This window comes from Bacteroides sp. PHL 2737, from assembly GCF_004115325.2.
Taxonomy (GTDB): Bacteria; Bacteroidota; Bacteroidia; order Bacteroidales; family Bacteroidaceae; genus Bacteroides; species Bacteroides hominis.
In genome coordinates this window covers 289,936-312,693 of sequence record NZ_CP040630.1, presented here as the reverse complement: position 1 = coordinate 312,693, position 22,758 = coordinate 289,936, and the positions used below count along the sequence as shown (strand labels likewise).

Sequence of the window (22,758 nt, the reverse complement as noted above, 5' to 3'; positions counted from 1 at the left end):
AGGGTATTAGCGATTAGTTTTCTTTTCCTTTCTCGATCATGTCGATGATTTCTTTCAAGTCGTTGGTCGATATCTTCTGATCTTTGGCGAAGAAAGAAACCATTTCTTTGTAAGAGTTCTCAAAGTAGTTCCTTACGACTCCACTCATGAAACTTCGTTTATATTCGCTTTCTTTAATAGCCGGAGTGTACAGGTACGTATTTCCTACGCGCTGTGCCTTTACATATTTTTTCCGTTCGAGATTCTTCACGATGGAGGCCACCGTGGTGTAGGGAGGAGTAGGTTGCTCAAATTTAGCAACGATGTCTTTCACGTAGCAACTTTCCAGTTCCCAGATGTAAATCATCACTTCTTCTTCTTGCATTGTCAACTTTTCCATGGAGTATGTTTAATTACGTTTATCTTACAAATTTACGAAACGGTCGTAACTAAACAAAGCGAAGTGTGTTAAATGATGTAAATGAACAGGTTGCGTATAGGGGAAAGTCGTGAGGAGGGAAGAAAAGCAAATAACTGGTCAGTAACCTGTGTTGTCTGTATAAATCTGCGGGTGCAGATAAAACGTACCTGCATTTTCATTCTCTGTTGTGAAATAGCTCTGATAATTGTCATGAAAAGAAGATTTCTTTTCATGACACGTGTCTTAGCATGTGATTATGAAAGAATAGGTTTTCCTTTACCTTTCATTTCTTTGTATTTATCAATGACATGCTTACGGCTCTTGATGATCTGCCAGCGATATACCCAGCAGGTAGTCAGGAAGTAGAATCCCGTTTGTATCCATAACGCTTTATATTCAAATGGGATCTCACTCAGTGTCGCCCCCATGTTATTGATCCGCACAAATCCGTTAATGCCGAAAGTAGACGGGAATATATAAGAGAAATATTTCCAGAACGGCGGTATGGCTGCTCCCGGCCAGGAGATTCCCGAAATAAACAGTAACGGAACAGACGTGAAGACGAATATCAGCATGCACGTTTCCCGGTTACGGATGGCAATGGACGCAGTCATGGCAAAGAAGATGCAAGCCATCAGATAGGGAAGGATAAATAACGCTAATGTACCCGGTTGTCCGATCTGGTTGAGGCTGAACATGCGGGGAACCGCACAAAGTACGTAAACAGATACGAGCGAATAGACCATGAAATAGCTTAGTCCTTTACCCATTACAATACGCAGCGTGCCGTTGTAATGCCGGTTGATGGGCACCAGATCTTTGAAGCGGTTGTTTTCGCGGGCGGTGCCGGCAGAAAGTCCGATACCCAACAGTAAAGTCTGCTGAATAATCAGGATTAGTACTGCCGGTATCAGGAAAGCGGCAAAACCGTTAGTCGGATTGAACATTGCCACGTCTTCATATTCGATGGGGTAGGCTGTGATCTCATCCTGGCGGTCGGTGGTATTGCCCGAACGGGTTATTTTGATATCTTCGTTCATGTCTAAAGATACGGCTGTGTTAGCCAGAAGCATACTTTTGTAATATAGCAGTCCGCTCATATCACAATAAATACTTACCTGAGTCTGTTTACCTTGTGCTATGTTATCACTAAATTCTTTCGGAATATAAATGATGCCATAAGCCAGACGGTCTTTCAGCATTTGTTTGGCTTCTTCCATATCTGCACAATACGCTACGATTTCTATATCGGGAGTGGCGTCCACTTTGCGCAGATATTCGCGGCTGAGTGAAGAGCGTGAATCGTCTACTACCACTGCGGGCACTTCGCGCACCACTTCGTTGGTATAGATGAAGCTATAAATCAACGGATATACCAATGGCACGAGTACGAAGAAAATCAATACTCCCTGGTCACGGAAGGTGGTTCCAAACTCCCGTTTCCAGATATAAAACAGGTCGTTGACTCCTTGTGCTATTTTATCTTTTAATTTTATATCTTTCATTAGGGCATGTATTTATAGTATATCAAAGCTTCCTTCAACCGGTGAACCACGAAGAAAGGAAGTAACATAAAAATCAATAACGCCATATAATTGGACCAGGAATAAGCCATACTGTATCCGTTGAGTGCCTGGTCTACGTAAATGAGAAAGTAATGCCGTAGTGGGAACAGGTTGCTCAATGCCTGCAATACCGGATTCATAGCCATTACCGGGAAAGAGAACCCCGATATGGAGAAAGAGATGACTCCCCATAATGATGCAAAACTCAATCCGAGGCGGAGTGTAGGCAAAGTGCCTATCATCACGATGCCACAACATTGTGAAGCCAGTACAAGGCACAAAGTGGCCAGCAGCATAGGGAGGATGCCACTGTTGCATGGGAAATGCAGGAATCCGTACAGGTATACATTATAAAATATACCCATGATGAAGAACACTACCGTTTGTGGAAGAAGTTTACCTGCCAATGCGATATAAATGGAGTTATTGCTCAGACGCAACCACTCACGTGCGGTACGGTCTTTGATTTCCACGCCGATGGAGAATACCGTTACCATGAATATCATCAGCATAAGTACTCCCGGTACAAGGGTGTTGCACAAGTAGACCGAGTAGTTCAACCATGGATTCTGTATCGGGTGTGTATCGATGACTATTGGTTGGAGGTATCCCATGGCTTGGTCCTCTGTTGCACCTTTAGCGTACAGTACCGAACGGCTGACTGCCCCTGATGCAAGCTCGGACATCATCTTCATGTCTTTGAAAAGCAGTGAGCCGGCAATCAGGTACGAGTTGTTGGTATAGAAAGATATTTTGGGTTGTCGTTGGCTTTGAGCATCGGCCGACAACCCTTTGGGAATATAGAAGAACCCATAAATTTTGCCTTCCTGCATTGCAGTGCGGGCTTCATTCACACTTCCATAACGGGCCACGATAGCCGTTTGCCCGAAGGCATCCAAATTGCGGAGGATATTTCTCGAACTGGTTGAGTTGTCCAGATCGACAGCGCCGACAGGCATGTCGGTGGGTAGCCCCGAGTCCATCAGCGTGGTGAAGAAAATATAGCAGAATAACGGGGCTATCACCATGCAGAAGAGATAGAGCGGACGGGACACAAGACGGCGACATTCGCGCTTCATGACCAGCCAGAGGGCTATATATTTCTTTTCTCTTTCTTTCATTTTTTAAGGATGACTGACATTCCCGGACGCAGATTGTCTACTTTTTCAACCGGAGTAGCTTTTACTTCGAAAGTTTTCAGATCGAACTGTCCTGTAGTTTTAGTTGCTTTCCAGGCAGCGTAAGTACCCAGATCCTTCATGTAGTATACTTTCAGGCGAATCGTTTTGTTGTCCAGTGCGGGCACGATAGCGTCAAATTCAGATCCCATTGTCAGGTTTTTCAATAAATCCTCGCGCACATTGAATGTCACCCACATGTCATCCATCACTGCAATGTTCATAATCGGTGCACCTGTGCCTACCAACTCGCCCACTTTGGGAAATATCTCAGAAACCTCTCCGGCTGTCTGAGCAATCAAATAAGTCTCTTTGATGTACGATTCCACTTCGGCAACAGCTCCTTTGGCACGGTCTACCAAAGCGGCGGCAGCCATTTTGTCCTCACGTTCGGCACCGTTCTTAGCCATGGTATATTGGGCCTTTGCTGCTTTTTCTGTAGCGATGGCTGCATTACGTTGCGCAGTGACTTCGTCCAGCTTTTGCGCAGGCATGACTCCCTGGTCGAACAGATTTTTAACACGCTTGTATGATTTCTCTGCTATATCGACACCGGCTATCGCCTTTTGCCACATTTCATAAGCTGCCTGGATCTGTTCCTGACGTGCCCCTTTGATTGCTTTTTCGTTTTGTGCCTGAGCAGCGGCTTCAGCTGCACGTGCCTGTTCCATTTTTGCCATTACGTCCGGAGCTTCCAGTATGGCGAGAGTGTCTCCCGCTTGTACTGTTTGTCCCTCTTTCACACGGAATTCCAGAATGCGTCCGGGAACTTTGCTCGAAACGCGGTATTCGGTCACCTCGGCCTGTCCCTGAATAATTTCCGGACCTTTGCGGAGCATGAAGAAACCGACAACTGCAACCAGTACAATAACTCCCAGCAGAGTGAGGAATGCAAGCAGCATATTGCTGTTCTGTGATTTTTGTGATGTCATCTTATTTACGATTTTACGATTTACGATTGAGATTGGCTTTCTCTAAATTTACTTATTCATTTTATTTCAGTGTTCCCAATGACTTCTGCAGGTAGATCTCTGTTAACTTCACATCAATCTGTGCATCGATCTTTTCCGATTGGGCCGACAACCAGGCAGTATGGGCTTCAAGTACGTTGCTTGGAGCAATTACTCCTTCTTCGAATCCAAGGGTGGCGTAGCGCAGGTTTTCGTCAGCTTTCTCAAGGTTCTTTTTCGCCATGGTCAGTTTCTTTGCTGCCTCGTTCACTTTGAAAGCCGATTGGTTGACCTGCAACTCTATTTTTTCTTTGGCATCTTCCAGTTGATACTGGGCGATGCGTGCTTCTGCTTTGGCTGCCTTTACTTTATAGAGGCCCTCTCCCCAGTGCCAGATGGGTAATTGGAGCATGATGCCTACATTCCACATTCCTTTGAATTTATTTTCAAAGCTGTTGAATACGGAAGGGTTAGTAACCATATAGTTTCCCATCAGTGCTAAAGACGGAAGATGCTCGGAGCGGGTTACGTTTATTTTTTGTTGATAAATTTTGGTTGCCAGTTCCAGGCTCCGTATTTCAGGCCGGTTGGCATAGGCTGTTTCAACCTCAAAGTCGGTAGTAACAGGCATTAAAGGAATGTCGTCGATGTCTTCGTCGGCCAATACGACGGGGGTACTCAGGTCGATGCCGCACAGTTGGCACAGTAGCATCCGCGAAAGGCTTAGCCCGTCTTCAACCTTTGTCAGTGTCATTTCGGCTTCGTTTACCTTCACCCGAACCGAGAGTCCGTCCGCTTTAGTGGCTACCCCTTCGGCAATCATCTTTTCTACATCACTGTCCAGTTTCTGCAATAGCTTCAGGTAGCTTTCCGCGAGTTTTTTCTTGTTGACCAACGAGATAACCTGCCAATAGGCCTGATCCGTGCTGAGAATCACCTCTTGCATACCCGAATTGTGCTGTTGGCGAGCCAACTCTTCAGCGTATTTAGTGATTTTGTTGTATGCCCGAATTTTGCCGCCCATGTATAATGGCTGTGTCAGGGTGATGACTCCTGCATATACATTGCGGGTATCGGTACGGAATGCGTCTACAATAGAACTTCCGGCTTCGTTCAAGGCCGGTACGATAGCCCCTCCCAGTTGCGACAAAGCCGGGGCCAGTTCAGGATGGAGCTGTCCGATGACTTGTGCAGCCTGCTGCAGTGGTCCGCTTATACTGTTTCCTAAGCCCGATAGGGCAGCTTTCTGATCACTGTTGAGCAGCGAGAATTCTTTTTGGTTACGCATATAGGCCCCTGTAGCAGAGAAGTTGGGTAAGTAGTTCGTAAAAGCTGCTTTGTTTTGATAGTGTGCAGCATTTATTTTCTCTCCGCTTATCAACAACTCTTTGTTGTTGGCAATGGCCAATGCACGGCAACTATCTAAGGATAGGATTCCCTGTGATTTCAGAGAGAAAGTAGTTGTCAGGAGAAAAAACAGAAACAGGATTTTTTTCATCGCATCTTATACATTATAAAGGTAATACTTCATTTTAAAGAACAATGCTTGCGGGTTGTTTGTTTATCCGGTTTTGTTCTTGTTATCCTTGTTAGGACAAGAAACAATAATTGCATAAACAACGATGCAAATATAAAGGGTTAATCTTAAAAAGCAAAACGATTTAATTTTTTTTGTTATTTAGGCCTGATGTTTGAATACCGGGCGATGTATTCTCGCTTTTTCAATTAACATTGTTAATCGCATTCTGGGGCTTCTTCTTTTCCAAATGCAAATAACAAGCCTTTTGCATTTAAATGACTTGTTATTTGAATCTAAAGAGCAAGCTTTAACACTGTGTTAAAGCAAGTCTTTTCCCAGCAAGAGTTTAGTGCTTTGAATGTCTTGTCTTTCATCTGTTTAAGTATCATCGTGTCTTTTTCTATCCAATAAGACTTAGCAGGCTGAAAGCCTGTATACTTGCTTATTTATCAACTATGGATTGATCCTGTCTTCCCGAATCATTTTTTTTCGTAATATTGCGTACCCGATTGCATACTTTGGTTGTAGTATAATAAACAACTAATTAAAAAATAGAAAAACAATGAATTGGGGAATACACGACAGAAGAGGCTGGATGGTTGTGATATTATTATTGTGCGCATATCCTTTTTCGGCTCAGAATGCCGGTCAAATCACGTTGGAGCTTAGAGACAAGCCACTGCCTGCTGTTTTGAAATTGATTGAGAAAGCAGGGGAGAAGCATATTATTTTTTCCTATAACGAGACTGAGACTTACCATGTTACTGCCTCTATTCATCAAAAAAACGAATCGGAAGCACTTTCCATCGTTCTGGAAAGTACCCCGTTCATCTATAAAGAACGAGAAAACTATTTTGTCATTCAGAAAGCAGGGATAGACAAACGTCTGGTAATTATTCAAGGTACGGTTAATGACGAGGAACATAACCCCTTGGTTTGCGCCAATGTGCTACTGCTGAATAGAATTGATTCCACATTTGTGAGCGGAGTAGTTACGAATCAGGATGGTTCGTTCCGGATACCGGGTGAAGAAGGGAAAGATTATCTTTTGAAAACGTCTTATATAGGTTATCAGACCAAAGTCCAACCTTGCGGTGCAATGAATAAAGTATGTTTGTTTTCCGATGCCCAATTAATGAAAGAAGTGGTTATTAGTGTCGATCATCCTTTAATAGTACATAAAGATAATGGTTTATTGGCTAATGTCGTTGGTACTCCTTTAGCTAAAATGGGCTCTGCTGCGGAAATGATATCCCATCTCCCTTTTGTAACGGGAGGGGTGGGGGAATACATGGTTCTGGGACATGGAGTTCCTGTTATCTATATCAATGGCCGTAAGGTACGTGATCAGGGAGAATTGGAACGTTTGCGTGCTGACGATATTTTATCGGCGGAAGTGATTACTACACCAGGAGTAGAATATGGTTCGGATGTATCTTCAGTCATTCGTATCCGTACGATCCGTCAGCGAGGACAAGGGATAAGCGGCGGCTTTCGAGGTGTTTTTTCTCAGGGACATGACTATAATGCCAGTGAGAATCTATATTTGAATTACCGTACGGGTGGATTGGATCTATTTGTGAAAGGTGACTTGAAACATGGAAATTATTACCAGGAATCAATTTTAAATCAGGAAACTGACGCTTCTTCCCGATGGGAGGTCCGAGGAGGAACTACCAGTTTTCGTAAAGCCGTTTATTTCTCCGGTGAGGTAGGTTTCAACTATGAGTTAGATGACAAGAATTCTTTGGGTGCTCGTTATATGCCGGGTACGAATGTACGTTCTGTGAATCAGACTAACCTTGGCAACAATTTTGTGTATAAGGATGGTGAAAAGACAGAAGAAATATCTTCTTCGCAGTATGCACATACTTATCCTACCTGGACTCATTCGGTGAATGGATACTATAATGGAGCGTTCGGTCAATGGAATGTGGATTTCAATGCTGATTATTTATTGGGAAAGAATAATTCCACAAATGAAGTTCTCAACAACGATGATAAAGCTGCCCAATCAGAAAATGAAGTCCGAAACTATTTGTATGCTATGCGTATGGTTGTAAAACGCTCTTTCAGAAAAGGGACATTGTCGTTGGGTACGGAGGAAACGTTTACGAACAGACACGACATATTTGTTCAAAGTGGTTTTTCTGACAACGCCGATGATCATATCAAACAGTCTATTTATTCTGTGTTTGCCGATTACTCGCTGCACTTGGATAAATTCAATTTTGATGTGGGGCTGCGTTATGAACATCAAAAAACGGATTATTATGAATATGGGGTTCATCAAGATGAACAAAGTCCGGTGTATAATGATATAGTTCCTGTCGCTTTAGTAGGATATGAGGATAAAGGCTGGCATGCATCCCTTTCTTATCGCTTAATAAGGAATAATCCCGACTATCACATGCTTTCAAGCTCAATTACATATTCAAGTAAATATATGTATCGTAGCGGAGATCCCTTACTGGTTCCACAAAAACACCATGTCTTTATATTGGATGCCGGATCGAGATGGGCGTTTGTAAATCTCTTTTTTGATAGGACATTGGATTTATATACGAGGTTCCTCAAACCTTATAATGATGAAACCCATCCGGGGGTGTTGTTATTTACCATGGCCTCCATACCTACTACAGATACTTATGGAATGAATTTTAATGTTTCTCCTAAAATCGGGTGTTGGCAGCCGCAATTGAATGGAGGCATGTATTTTTATGATGCCGATGTTCGTTCTTTGGGGATAACCCAGCATTGGAACGAACCTCAGTTTTATTTTGAGCTTGACAATAGTTTTACTTTTCCTGATGGTTGGTTTTTGAATGTGAACGGGAATATTTCGACAGCAGCCAAACAAAGTTATTCTTTGAGCCACAGAGAGGGTACGGTAAATGCCCGTCTGTCGAAATCATTTCTGGAAGATGCTCTGATGATAACACTTACAGCCGATGATATTTTTCATACCCGTTATCATTATATGGATGGATATGGAGTCAGAAGTCATATACTGACCCGTTCATATAATGATAATCAACGTTTGGGTATTCAGATATCTTATAAATTTAATGCAACCAAGAGTAAGTATAAAGGTACCGGTGCGGGACAGAGTGAAAAGCAGCGCCTTTAATCTGCCTGATAAAAGAATTATTGCTAATTTTGTCGGCTTATGGCAAAATTAACGATATTCCGGTTTCGTGGACATGTTTCACGGGAAGAACGCTTCAGGCAATTGTTTGTGGAGATATATCCTCGTCTGGTGCGTTATGCCATTCAGTTAATGGGCGATCGGGAAGAAGCGAAGGACATTGTTGGCGAAGTGATGGAAGAGGCTTGGAAATGTTTTGATAGACTGGAAGCAGAAACGCAGAATGCTTATTTCTATACAGCTACACGTAATACGTGCTTGAATCGGTTAAAGCATCTGCGCGTGGAACAACAGCATTTGGATGCTTTACGTGAGGTTACCCGGATGGATGTGAATACCGGATATCGACAGCATGAGGCACAGTTACGGCAAGCGGAAACTATTGCTTGCAGCCTGCCCGAACCGACGCGTACCATTTTGAGACTTTGTTATTGGGAGAAACTGACCTATAGGCAAGTGGCAGAACGGTTGGAAATAAGTCCGGATACGGTGAAGAAACATATATCGAAAGCTTTACGGATTTTACGTAATGAAATGAACGGAAAGGAGGAAACAAATGGAACAGAGAGAGGATAATAAAAACGATGTAGCCCCCCGTAGGCTCGAAAATCTTTTCGGAGAGGCTCTTGGTGACCTGCCTTCTGTCGAAGAGACAGAAATCGCTTGGCAGGCATTTGCCTCTCGCCGACGGCAGAAGAGAGTCCGAACTTTGTTATTCGGCTTTGCAGCAGTTGCTTCCGTGGCATTACTTTTGTTTTTGGGTTTGTCCCGGGAAAACTTTTTATCACAAGAAGTCGAAGTGTTTGCTTCTGTAAATTCGCCTGATAAATTGATGATGACAGAGGCTAAAGGGATCATTGCAGTCAGAACACCACCCGCTACCACTGTTACCATTTATTTGCCCGACAGTACTGAAGTGCTGTTGAACGCCAATAGCCGCCTGGAATACTCGAAAGTGTTTACCGGTGATCTTCGGCAGGTAATGTTGGAAGGTGCTGCGAGATTTAATGTTCAAAGAGATGCTCTACATCCCTTTATTGTAGAGACCGGGAGTTTACAGACGCGTGTATTGGGTACGGTATTTGATGTTGATTCTTATGGATGTGGTACTACTTCTAAAGTTGTCCTGTATGAAGGTTCGGTGCAAGTCAGTGATAAAGCCTGCACACAAGTCTGTAAGATAAAGCCGGGTGAACAGGTTTATCTGGATAGAGTAGGTGATATCTGTATTTCTCAGGCTGATATCTGTATGCAAAAGAGTTGGACAGAAGGTCTATTTATCTTTGATAATGTCACTCTGAGATATGTTATGCAGGAAATTGGGGCATGGTATAACACAAATATTGTTTTCCGTTCCCATTCTTTGCTGGAGGAACGGATTTATTTTTCTGCCAGTCGTCATCTTCCTGTCGGGGAAATATTAAATGTTTTGAATGATTTGCAAATTGCGAGATTCATAGTGGAAGGGAACAAAATAATCGTATCACCACTATCATGAGTTATTGAAATGGAAAACATTCAATAAGATAGAATTGAAGTAATAAAAAAGAGGATGTGCCAGAAGCCGGTTACTTAGTAACCATTCTGGCGCATCCTCTTTTAAAGTATATGGTTTTAAAGTTTTAGTCCAATGTGAACTTCTGCGATCCAATCATCGTTCCGTCAGCAAAGATGTCTACCCGATAGTCGCCGGCATACAGAAACTCTTCCACATCCCAGAATACGTTAATAGTTTGTTCTTCCCCATTGTATTCGATGTACTTTTTGATAGAGTAGCCTAATGTACGGTTTTCATAAGGGAATGTGTTTGACGGGCTTTTGGTCAATACATCGTTATCCGGTTTCGTTATCCGGATGTAGAGTGTCCGTTCTCCGGTTTCGGCAGTGATATTTTTGACAATCGTAAAACCGATGGCCAGTTTTACGATATCCTTTACTTTTTTAGCTTTTTTGCCACGTTTGTTGCGAGGTTCAATCCAGATATTGGTTGCATCCAACTGAGCAGCTAATGTAACTTTTTGATTAAGGTTCTTCTTTTCTTCAGACAAATTATTGATCTGGCGTGAAGCCGCATTGTATTTCTGCGTTACTTCTGCTATCACTTGTTTTTGCTGGGCGGTCAGTTTATTCAGCGAGTCAATCTGATTGATGTAACCGATCATTACTTTTCTCAGTGTTGCCAATTCTTTTTTCAGGCGTCTTATCTCTGTGGCGTTACTGCTCTTTACCGTACGGAGTTCTTCAAGCAGGCGTTGCGTCTTGACCTGCTCCTGAGCCAGCAAGTCTGCCAAAGAGTCGTTCGATACAGTCAGTTTCAGTTCGTCATATTGCTGTGCAAAGCGAGTGTACTCATTTTCAAGATCTTCTTTGTCCAATTGGAATTCCTGAACCAGTTCACGGTTAGTCTGTTTTTCGGAGAATAACAGATAAGTAAGACCGATGAGCGCGAGCACCAAAACAGATACGGCAATGATCAGCAGATTCTTTTTATTCATATTCTATAAGGTTGAATGATAAAACGCTGCAAAAGTAATCATTTCAATACAGAGTAACACAGTCTATTCACTTTTCTTTAACTAAAATTATTATGGAAAAATTTCTTTAATTTCGATTATCGTTGTACTTTTGCCGTCACGAAAACGATACGAACTAATTATCAACTTTATTAAAATATAAGTATTATGTCAAAAGTAACCGTAGTAGGCGCAGGTAACGTAGGTGCTACATGTGCAAATGTACTGGCCTTCAATGAAGTGGCAGACGAAGTAGTAATGCTGGACGTAAAAGAAGGCGTTTCAGAAGGTAAAGCAATGGATATGATGCAGACTGCTCAGTTGTTGGGTTTCGACACAACAATCGTTGGTTGCACAAATGATTATGCTCAGACTGCTAACTCTGACGTGGTTGTGATCACTTCTGGTATTCCTCGTAAACCGGGCATGACTCGTGAAGAACTGATCGGGGTAAATGCCGGTATCGTGAAATCAGTAGCAGAAAATCTTTTGAAATACTCTCCGAATGCTATTATCGTAGTTATCTCTAACCCGATGGATACAATGACTTATCTGGCATTGAAATCACTCGGATTGCCGAAAAACCGTGTTATCGGTATGGGCGGTGCTTTGGATAGCTCACGTTTTAAATATTTCTTGTCTCAGGCTTTGGGTTGCAACGCAAACGAAGTAGAAGGTATGGTGATCGGTGGTCATGGTGACACTACTATGATTCCGTTGGCTCGTCTGGCCACTTACAAAGGACAGCCGGTCAGCACATTGCTGAGCGAAGAAAAGCTGAACGAAGTAGTTGCTTCTACTATGGTAGGTGGTGCTACTCTGACTAAGTTGCTGGGTACTTCTGCATGGTATGCACCGGGTGCGGCAGGAGCTTATGTCGTAGAATCTATCATCCACAACCAGAAGAAGATGATTCCTTGCTCAGTAATGCTTGAAGGTGAATACGGTGAATCTGATCTTTGTATCGGTGTTCCTGTAATCCTGGGTAAGAACGGTATCGAGAAAATCGTTGAACTGGAATTGACTGCTGACGAAAAAGCAAAATTTGCGGCAAGCGCAAAGGCTGTTCATGGAACTAACGCAGCTCTGAAAGAAGTTGGTGCTCTCTAATTTGAATGCCGGATTCTTAATCTGAAAATAGAATATGCGGACCTCACAACTCTTTTCAAAAGGGCTGTGAGGTTTGCTTTTTAATATACTTAAATAATACATTATGAGAAAACTCTTCATGAGTGCTGCGGCTCTTTTGTTTGCCGGAGCACTTTGGGCACAAGAGGGTCCGTTGTGGATGCGTCATTGTGCTATCTCTCCCGATGGAACTACCATTGCTTTCACCTATAAAGGTGATATTTTCACAGTACCGGTGTCCGGTGGCAAAGCTACACAGATCACTACCAATCCGGCTTTTGATACAACCCCGATTTGGAGTCCCGATAGTAAACAGATTGCATTTGCGTCCGACCGTATGGGAAGTCTGGATGTATTCATTGTGTCGAAAGAAGGAGGCGAGCCTCGCCGCCTGACCACTTTCTCGGGCAGCGAAACTCCGGTAGCTTTCAGTGATGCGGGACAGCTCTTATTTACTGCCGACATCATGCCTTCTGCCGAAGATGCCGGTTTTCCTTCGAACGGACAATTCCAGCAGATATATCAGATTCCGGTTACAGGAGGACGTCCTGTGATATTTTCATCTATGCCAATGGAATGCATCTCCATTAATAAGGAAGGGGCTATTCTTTATCAAGATAAAAAAGGATATGAGGATTACTGGCGTAAGCACCAGAAGTCACCGATTGCCCGTGATATATGGATGCTTCAGCCTGGACAGACTCCACGCTATGAAAAACAGACCACTTTCATCGGTGAAGACCGTGAACCGGTATGGGCACCGGACGGAAAGTCGTTCTACTATTTGAGTGAAGAGAATGGTTCGTTCAATATCTACCAGCGTATTCCGGGATCGAATGCATCCAAGCAGGTGACGCATCACACGCAGCATCCGGTACGTTTCCTCAGTATGGCCTCCAATGGTAATCTTTGTTATGGTTTTGATGGTGAGATTTATACGTTGACTCCCGGTGGTAAGTCGCAGAAAGTATCTGTGAAAATTCTGTCAGACAGAAATGATAAAGATTTGATTCGCCAGATAAAGACCAGTGGGGCTACTGAAATGGCTGTATCTCCTGATGGTAAAGAGGTTGCTTTCATTTTGAGAGGAGATGTGTATGTGACTTCGGTAGAATATAAAACGACAAAACAGATAACGAATACTCCTTGTCAGGAACGTGGAATCGATTTTGCACCCGACGGGCGTAGCTTGGTGTATGCTTCGGAACGTGGCGGACTCTGGCAGCTCTATACTTCAAGTATCGTGCGGAAAGATGAGAAACAGTTCACGTATGCTACAGAGTTAAAAGAAGAACGTCTGACCAATTCGGATATAGCTTCGTTCAATCCGAAGTATAGCCCGGACGGAAAAGAAGTTGCTTTCCTTGAAAACCGTACGGCAATTCGCGTCATCAATCTCAAAACTAAGAAGGTACGTACGGTAATGGATGCCCAATATCAGTATTCGTACAGTGATGGTGACCAGTGGTTTGAGTGGAGTCCGGATAGTAAATGGATTCTTTCCGAATTTATTGGTATCGGTGGCTGGAACAATAAAGATATTGTGCTGCTGAACGCCGATGGTAAGGGAGAAATGCATAATCTGACCGAAAGCGGTTACTCAGACGGAAATGCGAAATGGGTTCTGGGTGGCAAAGCAATGGTCTGGTTCAGTGACCGTGCCGGATACCGTAGTCATGGCAGCTGGGGTGCTCAATATGACGCTTACATCATGTTTTTTGATGTAGATGCTTACGATCGTTTCCGCATGAATAAGGAAGACCTTGCTTTGCTTGAAGAAGCCGAGAAAGCGGAAAAGGCTGAGAAAGAAAAAGCTGAGAAGAAAAAGAAAGAGGATAAAAAAGGTGATAAGAAAAAAGACGCCAAAGGTAAGAAAGATGGAGAGGCAGAAAAGAAGGAGGAAGTGAAGCCACTGAAATTCGATCTTGATAATCGATTCGATCGTATTGTGCGTCTGACTGTCAACTCTTCTTTCATGGGTGATGCTGTTTTGACTCCGAAAGGTGATAAGCTCTATTATCTGGCAGCGTTTGAAAGCGGTTATGATTTGTGGGAACACGATTTGAAAGAGAATTCAACAAAGATTCTGTTGAAAGGTGTCGGAGGCGGTTCGCTGTTGCCCGATAAGAAAGGTGAGAATATCTTTATGTGTACCGGTGGAGGTATGAAGAAAATTGAAATAGCCGGTAGCAAGACAACGCCTATTGCATTTGAATCTTTCTTCGACTATCAGCCGGGTGGTGAACGTGCTTACATTTTTGATCATGTTTGGCAGCAGGTAGACGATAAGTTCTATGTGAAGGATTTGCAGGGAGTAGACTGGCCTTTGTATAAGAAGACTTATGAAAAGTTCCTGCCACATATCAACAATAATTATGACTTTGCCGAACTGCTGAGCGAGATGCTCGGAGAGTTGAATGCTTCACATACCGGAGCTCGGTACTCTGGTGTAGGAGGGGCGTTACCTACAGCTTCATTGGGAGTATTTTATGACGATACTTATACCGGTGACGGGTTGAAAATAAAGGAAATCATAGAGCAGAGTCCTTTCACTTTGAAGAAAACAGATGTAAAGCCGGGTTGTATCATTGAAAAAGTAGATGGTACTCCAATCAAAAAAGGAGAAGATTATTTCCCGTTATTTGAAGGAAAAGTAGGACGTAAAGTGCTGCTTTCTGTTTACGATCCTGCTACAAAGAAGCATTTTGAAGAGACAGTGAAGGCGATCAGTTACGGTGCGCAGCGCGAATTGCTATATAAACGATGGGTAGAGCGCAATCGCAAGAAAGTAGAAGAGTTATCAGGCGGTCGTTTGGGATATGTACATATCAAGGGCATGGATAGTCAGAGTTTCCGTAAGATGTACTCCGAACTGTTGGGGCGTTACCGTAACAAAGAAGCCGTAGTTGTAGACGTTCGCCACAATGGTGGTGGTTGGTTGCACGACGATGTGGTGACTCTCCTTAGTGGCAAAGAATATCAGCGTTTTGTTCCTCGCGGACAATATATAGGTAGCGATCCGTTCAATAAGTGGCTGAAGCCCTCATGTATGCTTGTTTGTGAAGACAATTACAGTAATGCGCATGGTACTCCTTATGTATATAAGACATTAGGTATCGGTAAACTGGTAGGTACTCCTGTAGCCGGAACTATGACAGCTGTATGGTGGGAACGCCAGATTGATCCGAATCTTGTATTTGGTATTCCGCAGGTAGGCTGCATGGATATGCAGGGTAACTATCTGGAAAATCAGACACTCGAACCGGATGTGCTGATTTATAATGAACCTTCTGCTTCGTTGAAGGGAGAAGATGCACAATTGAAAGCTGCGGTAGATTGCTTGTTGAAGGAGCTGCCGAAGAAATGATGGGGTAATTGCGTTTTATGCTCGATTAAAATGGAAAGGTCACCTTTGTTTAAAGGTGGCCTTTTCTCATTATGTGGATAAAATGATCTATTTATTGTTAAATACTTGCTTTTTAATGTGAAATACTATAAATATAGTTTTGCGTCTATATTTATAGTTATATATTTGTGCCATTCCATTCAGGTTGTATCCCAAATACTTGATGAATAGAAGTATAATCTAAAATTACTTGGTATGAGTGAACAGAAAGAATTGACAAAAGCAGAACTCCAGATCATGCAGGTGCTTTGGCGGAAAGAAAATGCTTTTGTGAATGAAATCTTACAGGATTTGGAAGAGCCGCGTCCGGCGTATAATACAGTTTCTACCGTACTACGTGTATTGCAAAACAAAGGCTTTGTAGCTTATCGTAGTTTCGGAAAGAATTATCAGTATTATCCGTTGGTTTCAAAAGAGAGCTATACGAATCGTTTTATGAGCCGGGTCGTAGATAACTTTTTCAGTGGTTCGGTGAAGGCGATGGTTTCGTTCTTTACCAAAAAAGAAAAGATGTCGGTACAGGAGATCGACGAACTGATTGAAATGTTGAAGGAAAACAAAAAGGAATAAGGTATGATCGATATTGATTGTAGCGAATGGGCTATTCTTCGTTTCATAGGAGCTTCATTTGTGTTATGGCTGTGCTATTACTTGTTGTTCGATCGAAAAGCCCCGTTTAACCAGTGCCGGAATTATTTGCTTTTTTCGGTACTGCTGGCCGGAGCTGTATCGGTGGTACGCATCCCGGTTTATCCGGTGAAGGTGGTGCGGCCGATAAAGATGGAACGGGTGGTTGTAAAGCAAGAAACACAAATGGATAAGACTTCATTGGTACAAGTAGAAAATGATGGGATACAACCGGATACGCTCGCAGCAGTGCAGGCGGAGGTTAGTGAAGCAATTGTACCCCGAGTGGAAGAAGAAATAGCGAAAGAACCTTTTTATGCTTCGTGGGATTACTGGCAAATAGTCTGGATCGTATATGGATTGGGAGTATTTGTCCTTTTGATGCATTTATTGGTCGAAATGGCACGTATCTGGCGTTTGAAGCGTTGGGGAAGTTGTACGATGGAGGCTGATGGGATTTGTATCGTGCGTAACAATGAAGTCGTTTCACCATTCTCGTTTTACCGGATGATCTTTATCAATCGGAAGTTAGAAGGAGAAGTGTTGCGTATAGTTCTGCTCCATGAAAAGGCACATATTCGTAATCATCATTATCGGGACACTTTATTTATTGAAGGTTTATCCATCTTATGTTGGTTTAATCCGTTTGTCTGGCTGGTAAAGCGTGAACTGCGGGCTCTCCATGAATTTCAAGTGGACCGTTGTTTGCTTTCCGGTGAGATTGAATTATTTGAATATCAAAGCATCTTATTCGAAGAGTTGATGGGATACAGCCCGAAGGTTGCAAATGGTTTTCATAATTCATTAATTAAAAAACGATTTATTATGATGAAACATCAATATAAAGAACGTTTCGCCGGAGTGCGCAAAATAGCGTTGCTTCCTTTGTGTGCGGGTGTATTGGCTTTATTTTCTTTTACGGAAAAGCCGGTTCTGATTGAACCTGTATTGCCGATGGTATCTGTTTCGATGAAAGTAGAAACTCCCGAAGTCGTATCTAACGAAAAAAAGATGGATAGCGTAGGTGATGAAAAGTGTTTTCTGCTTTTGGACTCCCCAAAGATAGTTCATTACATACAGTCGGGAGAGGCGCATTTAGTTAAATCCGGATCCAGTCAACTACTTGCTAAGGTTACAACTCCTGTATCGAAAGTGCTGGATACGCTCTCGGAAGAGAAACCGAATCAGACTTCTCTGCACGGAAAAGAGGCTGATTATACTGTTGGCGTCGATTTACCTGCAGATCAGGTTGTATTGTCGCGTGCACCGTATAAACGAAGTATATATGTACGCTTTATTGAACGGACGAAAGAAGATACACGCGTTACTTTGGCCATACCGATATATTATGACCGGCACTGGTTACAGTTCGAAAAGGGATTGTCCATAGTAGACGAAGATACGAAAGATGTTTATAAGATTCGTTCACTTACCCGCGGAATTGAACTAAATCAGACTTATTGGGTTGTGGGACAAGAAAAGCAAATGCTGGAATTTACACTGGTCTTTCCTCCTCTTGACCGAAAGGTAAAAAAGATTAGTATCCGCGATTGTTTCCCGGAAGAAAGGGGATTGACACCTCCCAATGGCAGTTCATGGAGGTTGGAGAATCTGAAAGTTGACGATTTCCTTCCGACTGCCGCCCGAATAGCTGAGTATGATAGAGAGGGGCGTCCACTGCGTTCCGATAAATTGGAAGAAGTAACTCTTAATGCAAGTCAATTAGCCGTTTCTTCACGCCGGGGTGACGGAAGGTCTCGAATTCAGAAAATTGAAACTTTACCGGAGAAGACGTTGGTTGTCTTGAATATACCTATTCATTTTGACCGTCATTGGTTGGTCATAGGTAAGGGATTGTGTCTTGTTGATTCCAGAACAGGTGATGAATATCCGATTCTGGAAGAGGCGCATGGCATTGAAATGAATAAATTACTGTGGGTAGAAGGCTGTGAAGGACGTTCTGTGTTGTTGACACTCGTTTTCCCGAAGTTGCCAAAGAAAGTAAAAACAATCGATCTTTATAATAAATATCCGGATGCCGGAGTTATTTCACCAAGCAATGGAAGCAGCTGGGATTGGCGGAAAGTAAAGATTAAAGATTATCAGAAGGAACCCTATAAACGCATTATATTGTAGCCTGCTCTACAGCATTGATCTATTTTAGGCACGGATGTGGCAGATAAACAGATACTCTTGATTCTGTGGAATCTGCACGATCCGTGCCTGTCATTTTATTCAACCTCAAAGACGGTAAGCACCGCTGCATGGTCTGATGCCCACACATAATCTATCTCGGGAGCCGTACGTACTATTTTGGATGATAATACTTTCAGCCCTCCTTTATAATAGATGAAATCGATACGGGACATTTGCATTTGCCCGTAGATGGCGGCAACAGTGCCTCCCTGATATGCAACTTCGTCCGGATTCTTCTCACGGAAACTATCTTTGAAACCATTTTCCAACATATAGCGGGAAGCGGGGAAAGCCACCGGACCGTATCCGTGATGCAATGGTTTGGCTCGTTCTGTCCAGTCAAGATGGCTACATGAGTTGAAGTCACCGGTGATAATGACCGGCATGTCTGTTTCCTGGTTCGGTACAATATCCTTTGTATAGATATTGCGGATATCGGGCAGTGCCAATATGGAATCTTCACCGACCCAGACAGAAGGATCCAGTCCTTTCTCAGCGTAACCACTTGTATATTCCGGGCGGTAGGCATAACGGAGCCAACAGTCTACAAGCATTATCCGCTTACCGTTTGGTAAGGTTATTTTGGCTGGGTTCGATTTGAAGGGTTCCCGCCATGCTATGGGTTCCAACGGAAAGCGGCTGTACATGGCCAGGTTGTCTTTAAGAGAATGGGTTTTGAGATGATACCCTAATGAATCTGCCAGCATTTGTTGGATGCCATATGCTTCTTGCATCATGACCACGTCTGCATGGGTGCTTCGGATCAGGTCGAATACTCGCTGCTGCCCCTCGTTACCCAGATGAATACCTCCATGCCAGATGTTCCATTGAAGCACTTTTACTATATTGGAATGTGTTTGGTTGTTGCAAGTCACTTGTTTACGGACCTCTTCGGTAGCTGTTTCGGGAATATACTGTTTTCCGTTTAGGCGGAAAGAAGGTACGGAGGCATATAATGTATGTCCGGGAGTTGCCTCTTTTCTGACGTCGAATGTAAGAAGGAAATAGTTGATCCCCGGTTGTAACAGGATCTCTTCTCCCTGCTCCGGGCAGAGAGTCATTGACTGTTCGGGGGTATGCCCGTTGCCAAACAGTTCTTTGCGTTGCACGGATTGTGCCTCACTCCCGGTAGAATAAATATGGATTTGCTCAATATCTGCAAGAGTGGTCGTGCCGGTGAAATCGAGTTTCAGCTCTGTCAGTTTCAGTGGTTTCCGGGAACCTTGTACGGCTATTCTCAGTTTTAGTGCCTGGTCGTCTTTGCTTCCTTGATCAACATCCCATTCACTTTGGATGACTACTGCATTGAATAACTGTTGTTTTCCGTCATACTCTTTAAATGCTGTATTATCGTTAGGGACTGCATAAGCCAGCGGAGCTTTTCCATTGTATTTGTTGCGCCCATTGCGGATATGGTAAGCCTGATGTCCTTTGCCTACCCAATTGATGGATGTTTCTTCTTTCAGGTCGTCGAAGTTATAATATCCCCACAAGGATTTAAAAGCGGGATGACTGGCTTCTACGGGGCGATTCATCCATTGACGGATCGTTTGTTCCGGTAAAGCTTTGCGCCAAATGCGTACTTCATCAATCAATCCGCCGAAAGTATAATATACATCGTGAACTCCGATAGCACCGGGAAGGATGGAAATTGCCGTATCGGCTTTGGCCACTTGTTTTCCATCAAGATAAAGTATGGTCTGCTTTCCGTCACAAGTCAGTGCCACATGGTGCCATTGGTCATCCAATGCTTCCGGTGCCGAAAGATTAGCACGGGTAGAGTGAAGTTTGCCTTCTTTTACGACCAAAGGCAGATAGTCCACCCAGTTCAATTCACTGTATTCACCTCCTCCGATGATAACTTCAAGACTGTCCCATTTACAGTCGTTACCTTTAATCCAGGACTCCAAGGTCCACGAAGGTTCCAGAATTCCCATACCTGTCCGTACGTTATTGTCTTTCCCGTCGAGGCAGAGGGCGAGATTAGACTTCCCGCCTTTTGAGGCAGGAAGTTTACCCTGCATCTGCAGGGAGCAGCAGATGCAGAGGATGAATATTATTACATATTTCATTATGAATTTATTTGGTTTTGAAAGTCACGGTCCATGGTTTTGAACGTTTACCACTGGCCGAAATTACAGTAAACTCTTTGCTCAGTCCACTCCAGTCCTGATAGCCTCCGAGTGAAGGAGACAGGGTGGCTCCGGAAGAGAGTGTGCAGGTGGCAAAGACGTTGGACAGGTCAGTGCCGTTTTCTACGGTAATGGAGACGATACCTTCATCCGAAAGAATAACAGGGGTACCGATCTCTTCTTTATCCTGGTTATACACTTTAAAAGTCAATATTTCCGTTTTGTCATAATTCGGTACGTCCGGTATGTCGGGTTGTTCACACGAGACAAAGAGGCAGCCGGCAACAAAGCAGCAAATCAGTATAGAAATTATTTTATTCATAATCATGCTATATTTAAAATGTGATGAAATCAATCGTTAATATCCCGGGTTTTGTGTCAGTACGCTGGAGCGGACAATCTCGTCGTGAGGAATCGGTGTCAGGTACAAACGGTCATTCCAGGTACGGATGTCTGTTTTGGTTATCTTAAATTCCGTCGGTGAGACAAAGCGCACTCCATGCAGGGTCGTTTGGGTTTCGGGACCGACTTTCCAGCGGCGTACGTCGTAGAAGCGTTGTTCCTCGAAAGCAAACTCGATGCGGCGCTCTTTCCGAATCAGTTCACGCAATTTTGCCGGATCGGATTCGGTAAGCGCAGGTAAGCCTACTCGTTGACGAATCACATTGACAGCTTTCCGGGCACCTTCTACATCACCGGTCTCAAGGCGCGCTTCTGCATCATTCAGATAAATCTCTGCGTAACGGAGGATGATCCAGTTGGTACTGAAGTCCGGACTGCTGGCGCCTGCGTACGGATAGTTATAGTTATCATAATCGATCCATTTCCAAACATTGTATCCGGTAAGTGAACCATCGCCTTTATCAGGAGTATCCATCAGATAGCGGTCTACAGTTACAGCACCTTTATCTGCATTGAAGAAAATCTGGGAACCATGGAAAACGATGTTAGCATAGAATCTTGGTTCACGTCCTTCATAGATGCCACAAGTATTGATGTCGAATACCTGATCGGCGGAAGCCTGTGAGTATTGCGTGGCAGGTGAGCCATCTGCCATTTCAAATGCGTCAACCAGTTCTTGGGTCGGGCCGAGGCCACCCCATCCGCGATCACCATATTTATCGTTGATATACGTCACCATGTTGCACACCATCATGTTGTTGTAGACATCCGGGCTTTTGTATTGGATGTCGAAGATGATTTCTTTGTTATCTTTGTTGGTAGTCCATCAGATAGAGCGGTATTTTTCCGGAGTAGTGCCATCTACCAGTTCATATCCCAGTTTGTATACTTCGGCACAACTCTTGATCACGTCTTCGTAGCGTTTGTCATACAGTTCCACTCTTGATTTCAGTGCATAAGCAGCACCTTTGGTGGCACGTCCCTTTTCTCTTGAACCATAAGACGCCGGCAACATTTCGGTTGCCTTTTTGAGGTCGTCCAGAATGAAGTCATAACATTCTTTCTCGGACGAACGGGGAATTTCCCAGTTATCCTCCATGGTGAGTACTTTATCCAGTAGAATGACACCGCCATATCGCTTTACCATTTCGAAATAGAACATGGCACGCAAGAAGTGAACTTCTCCCGTAAGTCTTGACTTCTCGCTTTCTTCGATGGTAGACGTACCGATTCGTTCGAAAAAACGGTTGCATTTACGTACCTTTACGTAATAATCTTCCCATACATCGTCATCCTGAGGGTCGGAAGCGCTGACCATATCATAGTTGAATTTGAACCAGCTTGCACGATATTTATCCCGTTGTGCTGAGACAGAATTGTCACTTCGGTTTTCCTGTAATTGCAGTCCGTCTACGGAAATTTCACTATATAGATCGTTTACGTAATATTTCACCAGTGTTTCGTCCGACCAGAAAGAATCGTCGGCGATTTCGTCCAGTGGAGCTTTGTTCAATACATCGCACGAACAGAAGAGCAATACAAATATGCAGAACAGGGCTGTATTTATCTTTTTCATAATCACGTTTCAATTTTT

Annotated in this window: 15 protein-coding genes and 1 pseudogene; 7 read left to right on the top strand and 9 right to left on the bottom strand. The window is 43.4% G+C overall.

Annotation, left to right across the window (positions count from 1 at the left end; all coding sequences use genetic code 11):
• Window positions 1-13: 13 nt before the first annotated feature.
• The 5 genes from DBK98_RS01340 to DBK98_RS01320 all read right to left on the bottom strand — a co-directional run bounded on the left by DBK98_RS01340 (window position 14) and on the right by DBK98_RS01320 (window position 5,591).
• The gene (locus DBK98_RS01340; RefSeq protein WP_032536202.1) at window positions 14-379 is read right to left on the bottom strand and encodes a BlaI/MecI/CopY family transcriptional regulator; all 366 of its coding nucleotides are present in this window, start codon (window positions 377-379) and stop codon (window positions 14-16) included.
• Window positions 380-654: 275 nt separating this feature from the next.
• On the bottom strand, window positions 655-1,905 hold the full coding sequence (locus DBK98_RS01335) for an ABC transporter permease (protein ID WP_005782471.1): 1,251 nt from the start codon (window positions 1,903-1,905) through the stop codon (window positions 655-657).
• On the bottom strand, window positions 1,905-3,086 hold the full coding sequence (locus DBK98_RS01330; protein ID WP_005782473.1) for an ABC transporter permease: 1,182 nt from the start codon (window positions 3,084-3,086) through the stop codon (window positions 1,905-1,907). The genes DBK98_RS01335 and DBK98_RS01330 overlap by 1 nt, the downstream gene beginning before the upstream one ends.
• Window positions 3,083-4,075: an HlyD family secretion protein gene (locus DBK98_RS01325; RefSeq protein ID WP_005782476.1), complete on the bottom strand. Its 993-nt coding sequence runs from the start codon at window positions 4,073-4,075 to the stop codon at window positions 3,083-3,085. Before DBK98_RS01325 ends, DBK98_RS01330 begins: the two co-directional genes overlap by 4 nt.
• 61 nt (window positions 4,076-4,136) lie before the next feature.
• Window positions 4,137-5,591, bottom strand: a complete 1,455-nt coding sequence (locus DBK98_RS01320; protein ID WP_005811132.1) for a TolC family protein — start codon at window positions 5,589-5,591, stop codon at window positions 4,137-4,139.
• A 583-nt stretch (window positions 5,592-6,174) separates the two neighbouring features.
• Between DBK98_RS01320 and DBK98_RS01315 the strand changes: the two genes are divergently transcribed.
• The 3 genes from DBK98_RS01315 to DBK98_RS01305 are packed head-to-tail and all read left to right on the top strand — an operon-like array spanning window position 6,175 to window position 10,258.
• Entirely contained in the window at window positions 6,175-8,742 is a 2,568-nt protein-coding gene (locus DBK98_RS01315; protein WP_032531349.1) for an outer membrane beta-barrel family protein, read from the top strand.
• Between the two features lie 39 nt (window positions 8,743-8,781).
• The gene (locus tag DBK98_RS01310; RefSeq protein ID WP_032531348.1) at window positions 8,782-9,336 is read left to right on the top strand and encodes an RNA polymerase sigma-70 factor; all 555 of its coding nucleotides are present in this window, start codon (window positions 8,782-8,784) and stop codon (window positions 9,334-9,336) included.
• Window positions 9,317-10,258, top strand: a complete 942-nt coding sequence (locus tag DBK98_RS01305; protein ID WP_032536201.1) for a FecR family protein — start codon at window positions 9,317-9,319, stop codon at window positions 10,256-10,258. Before DBK98_RS01310 ends, DBK98_RS01305 begins: the two co-directional genes overlap by 20 nt.
• Before the next feature lie 124 nt (window positions 10,259-10,382).
• On the opposite strand, the gene DBK98_RS01300 is transcribed toward DBK98_RS01305, so the two are convergent.
• Window positions 10,383-11,255, bottom strand: a complete 873-nt coding sequence (locus tag DBK98_RS01300) for a hypothetical protein (protein ID WP_005782494.1) — start codon at window positions 11,253-11,255, stop codon at window positions 10,383-10,385.
• Window positions 11,256-11,441: 186 nt separating this feature from the next.
• Here DBK98_RS01300 and mdh point away from each other — a divergent pair, with 186 nt between their 5' ends.
• From mdh to DBK98_RS01280, 4 genes are all read left to right on the top strand, one after another.
• Window positions 11,442-12,383: a malate dehydrogenase gene (mdh, locus tag DBK98_RS01295; RefSeq protein WP_005782497.1), complete on the top strand. Its 942-nt coding sequence runs from the start codon at window positions 11,442-11,444 to the stop codon at window positions 12,381-12,383.
• 103 nt (window positions 12,384-12,486) lie between these two features.
• The gene (locus DBK98_RS01290) at window positions 12,487-15,768 is read left to right on the top strand and encodes a S41 family peptidase (RefSeq protein WP_032536199.1); all 3,282 of its coding nucleotides are present in this window, start codon (window positions 12,487-12,489) and stop codon (window positions 15,766-15,768) included.
• Between the two features lie 234 nt (window positions 15,769-16,002).
• A complete protein-coding gene (locus DBK98_RS01285; protein WP_032536198.1) occupies window positions 16,003-16,377 on the top strand; it encodes a BlaI/MecI/CopY family transcriptional regulator in 375 nt (124 codons plus the stop codon).
• Between the two features lie 3 nt (window positions 16,378-16,380).
• Window positions 16,381-18,570, top strand: coding sequence for a M56 family metallopeptidase (locus DBK98_RS01280; protein ID WP_033572503.1), 2,190 nt, complete (start codon window positions 16,381-16,383; stop codon window positions 18,568-18,570).
• Window positions 18,571-18,665: 95 nt separating this feature from the next.
• Here DBK98_RS01280 and DBK98_RS01275 read toward each other — a convergent pair whose 3' ends face one another.
• The 3 genes and pseudogenes from DBK98_RS01275 to DBK98_RS01265 form a co-directional block, all read right to left on the bottom strand.
• Window positions 18,666-20,702, bottom strand: coding sequence for a BNR-repeat neuraminidase N-terminal domain-containing protein (locus DBK98_RS01275; protein ID WP_032536196.1), 2,037 nt, complete (start codon window positions 20,700-20,702; stop codon window positions 18,666-18,668).
• Between the two features lie 7 nt (window positions 20,703-20,709).
• Window positions 20,710-21,084 (bottom strand): hypothetical protein, encoded by a 375-nt coding sequence (locus DBK98_RS01270; protein WP_005811122.1) that lies wholly within the window; start codon window positions 21,082-21,084, stop codon window positions 20,710-20,712.
• A gap of 36 nt (window positions 21,085-21,120) precedes the next feature.
• Window positions 21,121-22,740, bottom strand: a pseudogene (locus DBK98_RS01265) (RagB/SusD family nutrient uptake outer membrane protein).
• Window positions 22,741-22,758: the final 18 nt, after the last annotated feature.

What these genes read in the sequence shown, in the direction of transcription:
- DBK98_RS01340 (WP_032536202.1), bottom strand. Translation starts at nt 379, where the DNA reads ATGGAAAAGTTGACAATGCAAGAAGAAGAAGTGATGATTTACATCTGG.
- DBK98_RS01335 (WP_005782471.1), bottom strand. Translation starts at nt 1,905, where the DNA reads ATGAAAGATATAAAATTAAAAGATAAAATAGCACAAGGAGTCAACGAC.
- DBK98_RS01330 (WP_005782473.1), bottom strand. Translation starts at nt 3,086, where the DNA reads ATGAAAGAAAGAGAAAAGAAATATATAGCCCTCTGGCTGGTCATGAAG.
- DBK98_RS01325 (WP_005782476.1), bottom strand. Translation starts at nt 4,075, where the DNA reads ATGACATCACAAAAATCACAGAACAGCAATATGCTGCTTGCATTCCTC.
- DBK98_RS01320 (WP_005811132.1), bottom strand. Translation starts at nt 5,591, where the DNA reads ATGAAAAAAATCCTGTTTCTGTTTTTTCTCCTGACAACTACTTTCTCT.
- DBK98_RS01315 (WP_032531349.1), top strand. Translation starts at nt 6,175, where the DNA reads ATGAATTGGGGAATACACGACAGAAGAGGCTGGATGGTTGTGATATTA.
- DBK98_RS01310 (WP_032531348.1), top strand. Translation starts at nt 8,782, where the DNA reads ATGGCAAAATTAACGATATTCCGGTTTCGTGGACATGTTTCACGGGAA.
- DBK98_RS01305 (WP_032536201.1), top strand. Translation starts at nt 9,317, where the DNA reads ATGGAACAGAGAGAGGATAATAAAAACGATGTAGCCCCCCGTAGGCTC.
- DBK98_RS01300 (WP_005782494.1), bottom strand. Translation starts at nt 11,255, where the DNA reads ATGAATAAAAAGAATCTGCTGATCATTGCCGTATCTGTTTTGGTGCTC.
- mdh (WP_005782497.1), top strand. Translation starts at nt 11,442, where the DNA reads ATGTCAAAAGTAACCGTAGTAGGCGCAGGTAACGTAGGTGCTACATGT.
- DBK98_RS01290 (WP_032536199.1), top strand. Translation starts at nt 12,487, where the DNA reads ATGAGAAAACTCTTCATGAGTGCTGCGGCTCTTTTGTTTGCCGGAGCA.
- DBK98_RS01285 (WP_032536198.1), top strand. Translation starts at nt 16,003, where the DNA reads ATGAGTGAACAGAAAGAATTGACAAAAGCAGAACTCCAGATCATGCAG.
- DBK98_RS01280 (WP_033572503.1), top strand. Translation starts at nt 16,381, where the DNA reads ATGATCGATATTGATTGTAGCGAATGGGCTATTCTTCGTTTCATAGGA.
- DBK98_RS01275 (WP_032536196.1), bottom strand. Translation starts at nt 20,702, where the DNA reads ATGAAATATGTAATAATATTCATCCTCTGCATCTGCTGCTCCCTGCAG.
- DBK98_RS01270 (WP_005811122.1), bottom strand. Translation starts at nt 21,084, where the DNA reads ATGAATAAAATAATTTCTATACTGATTTGCTGCTTTGTTGCCGGCTGC.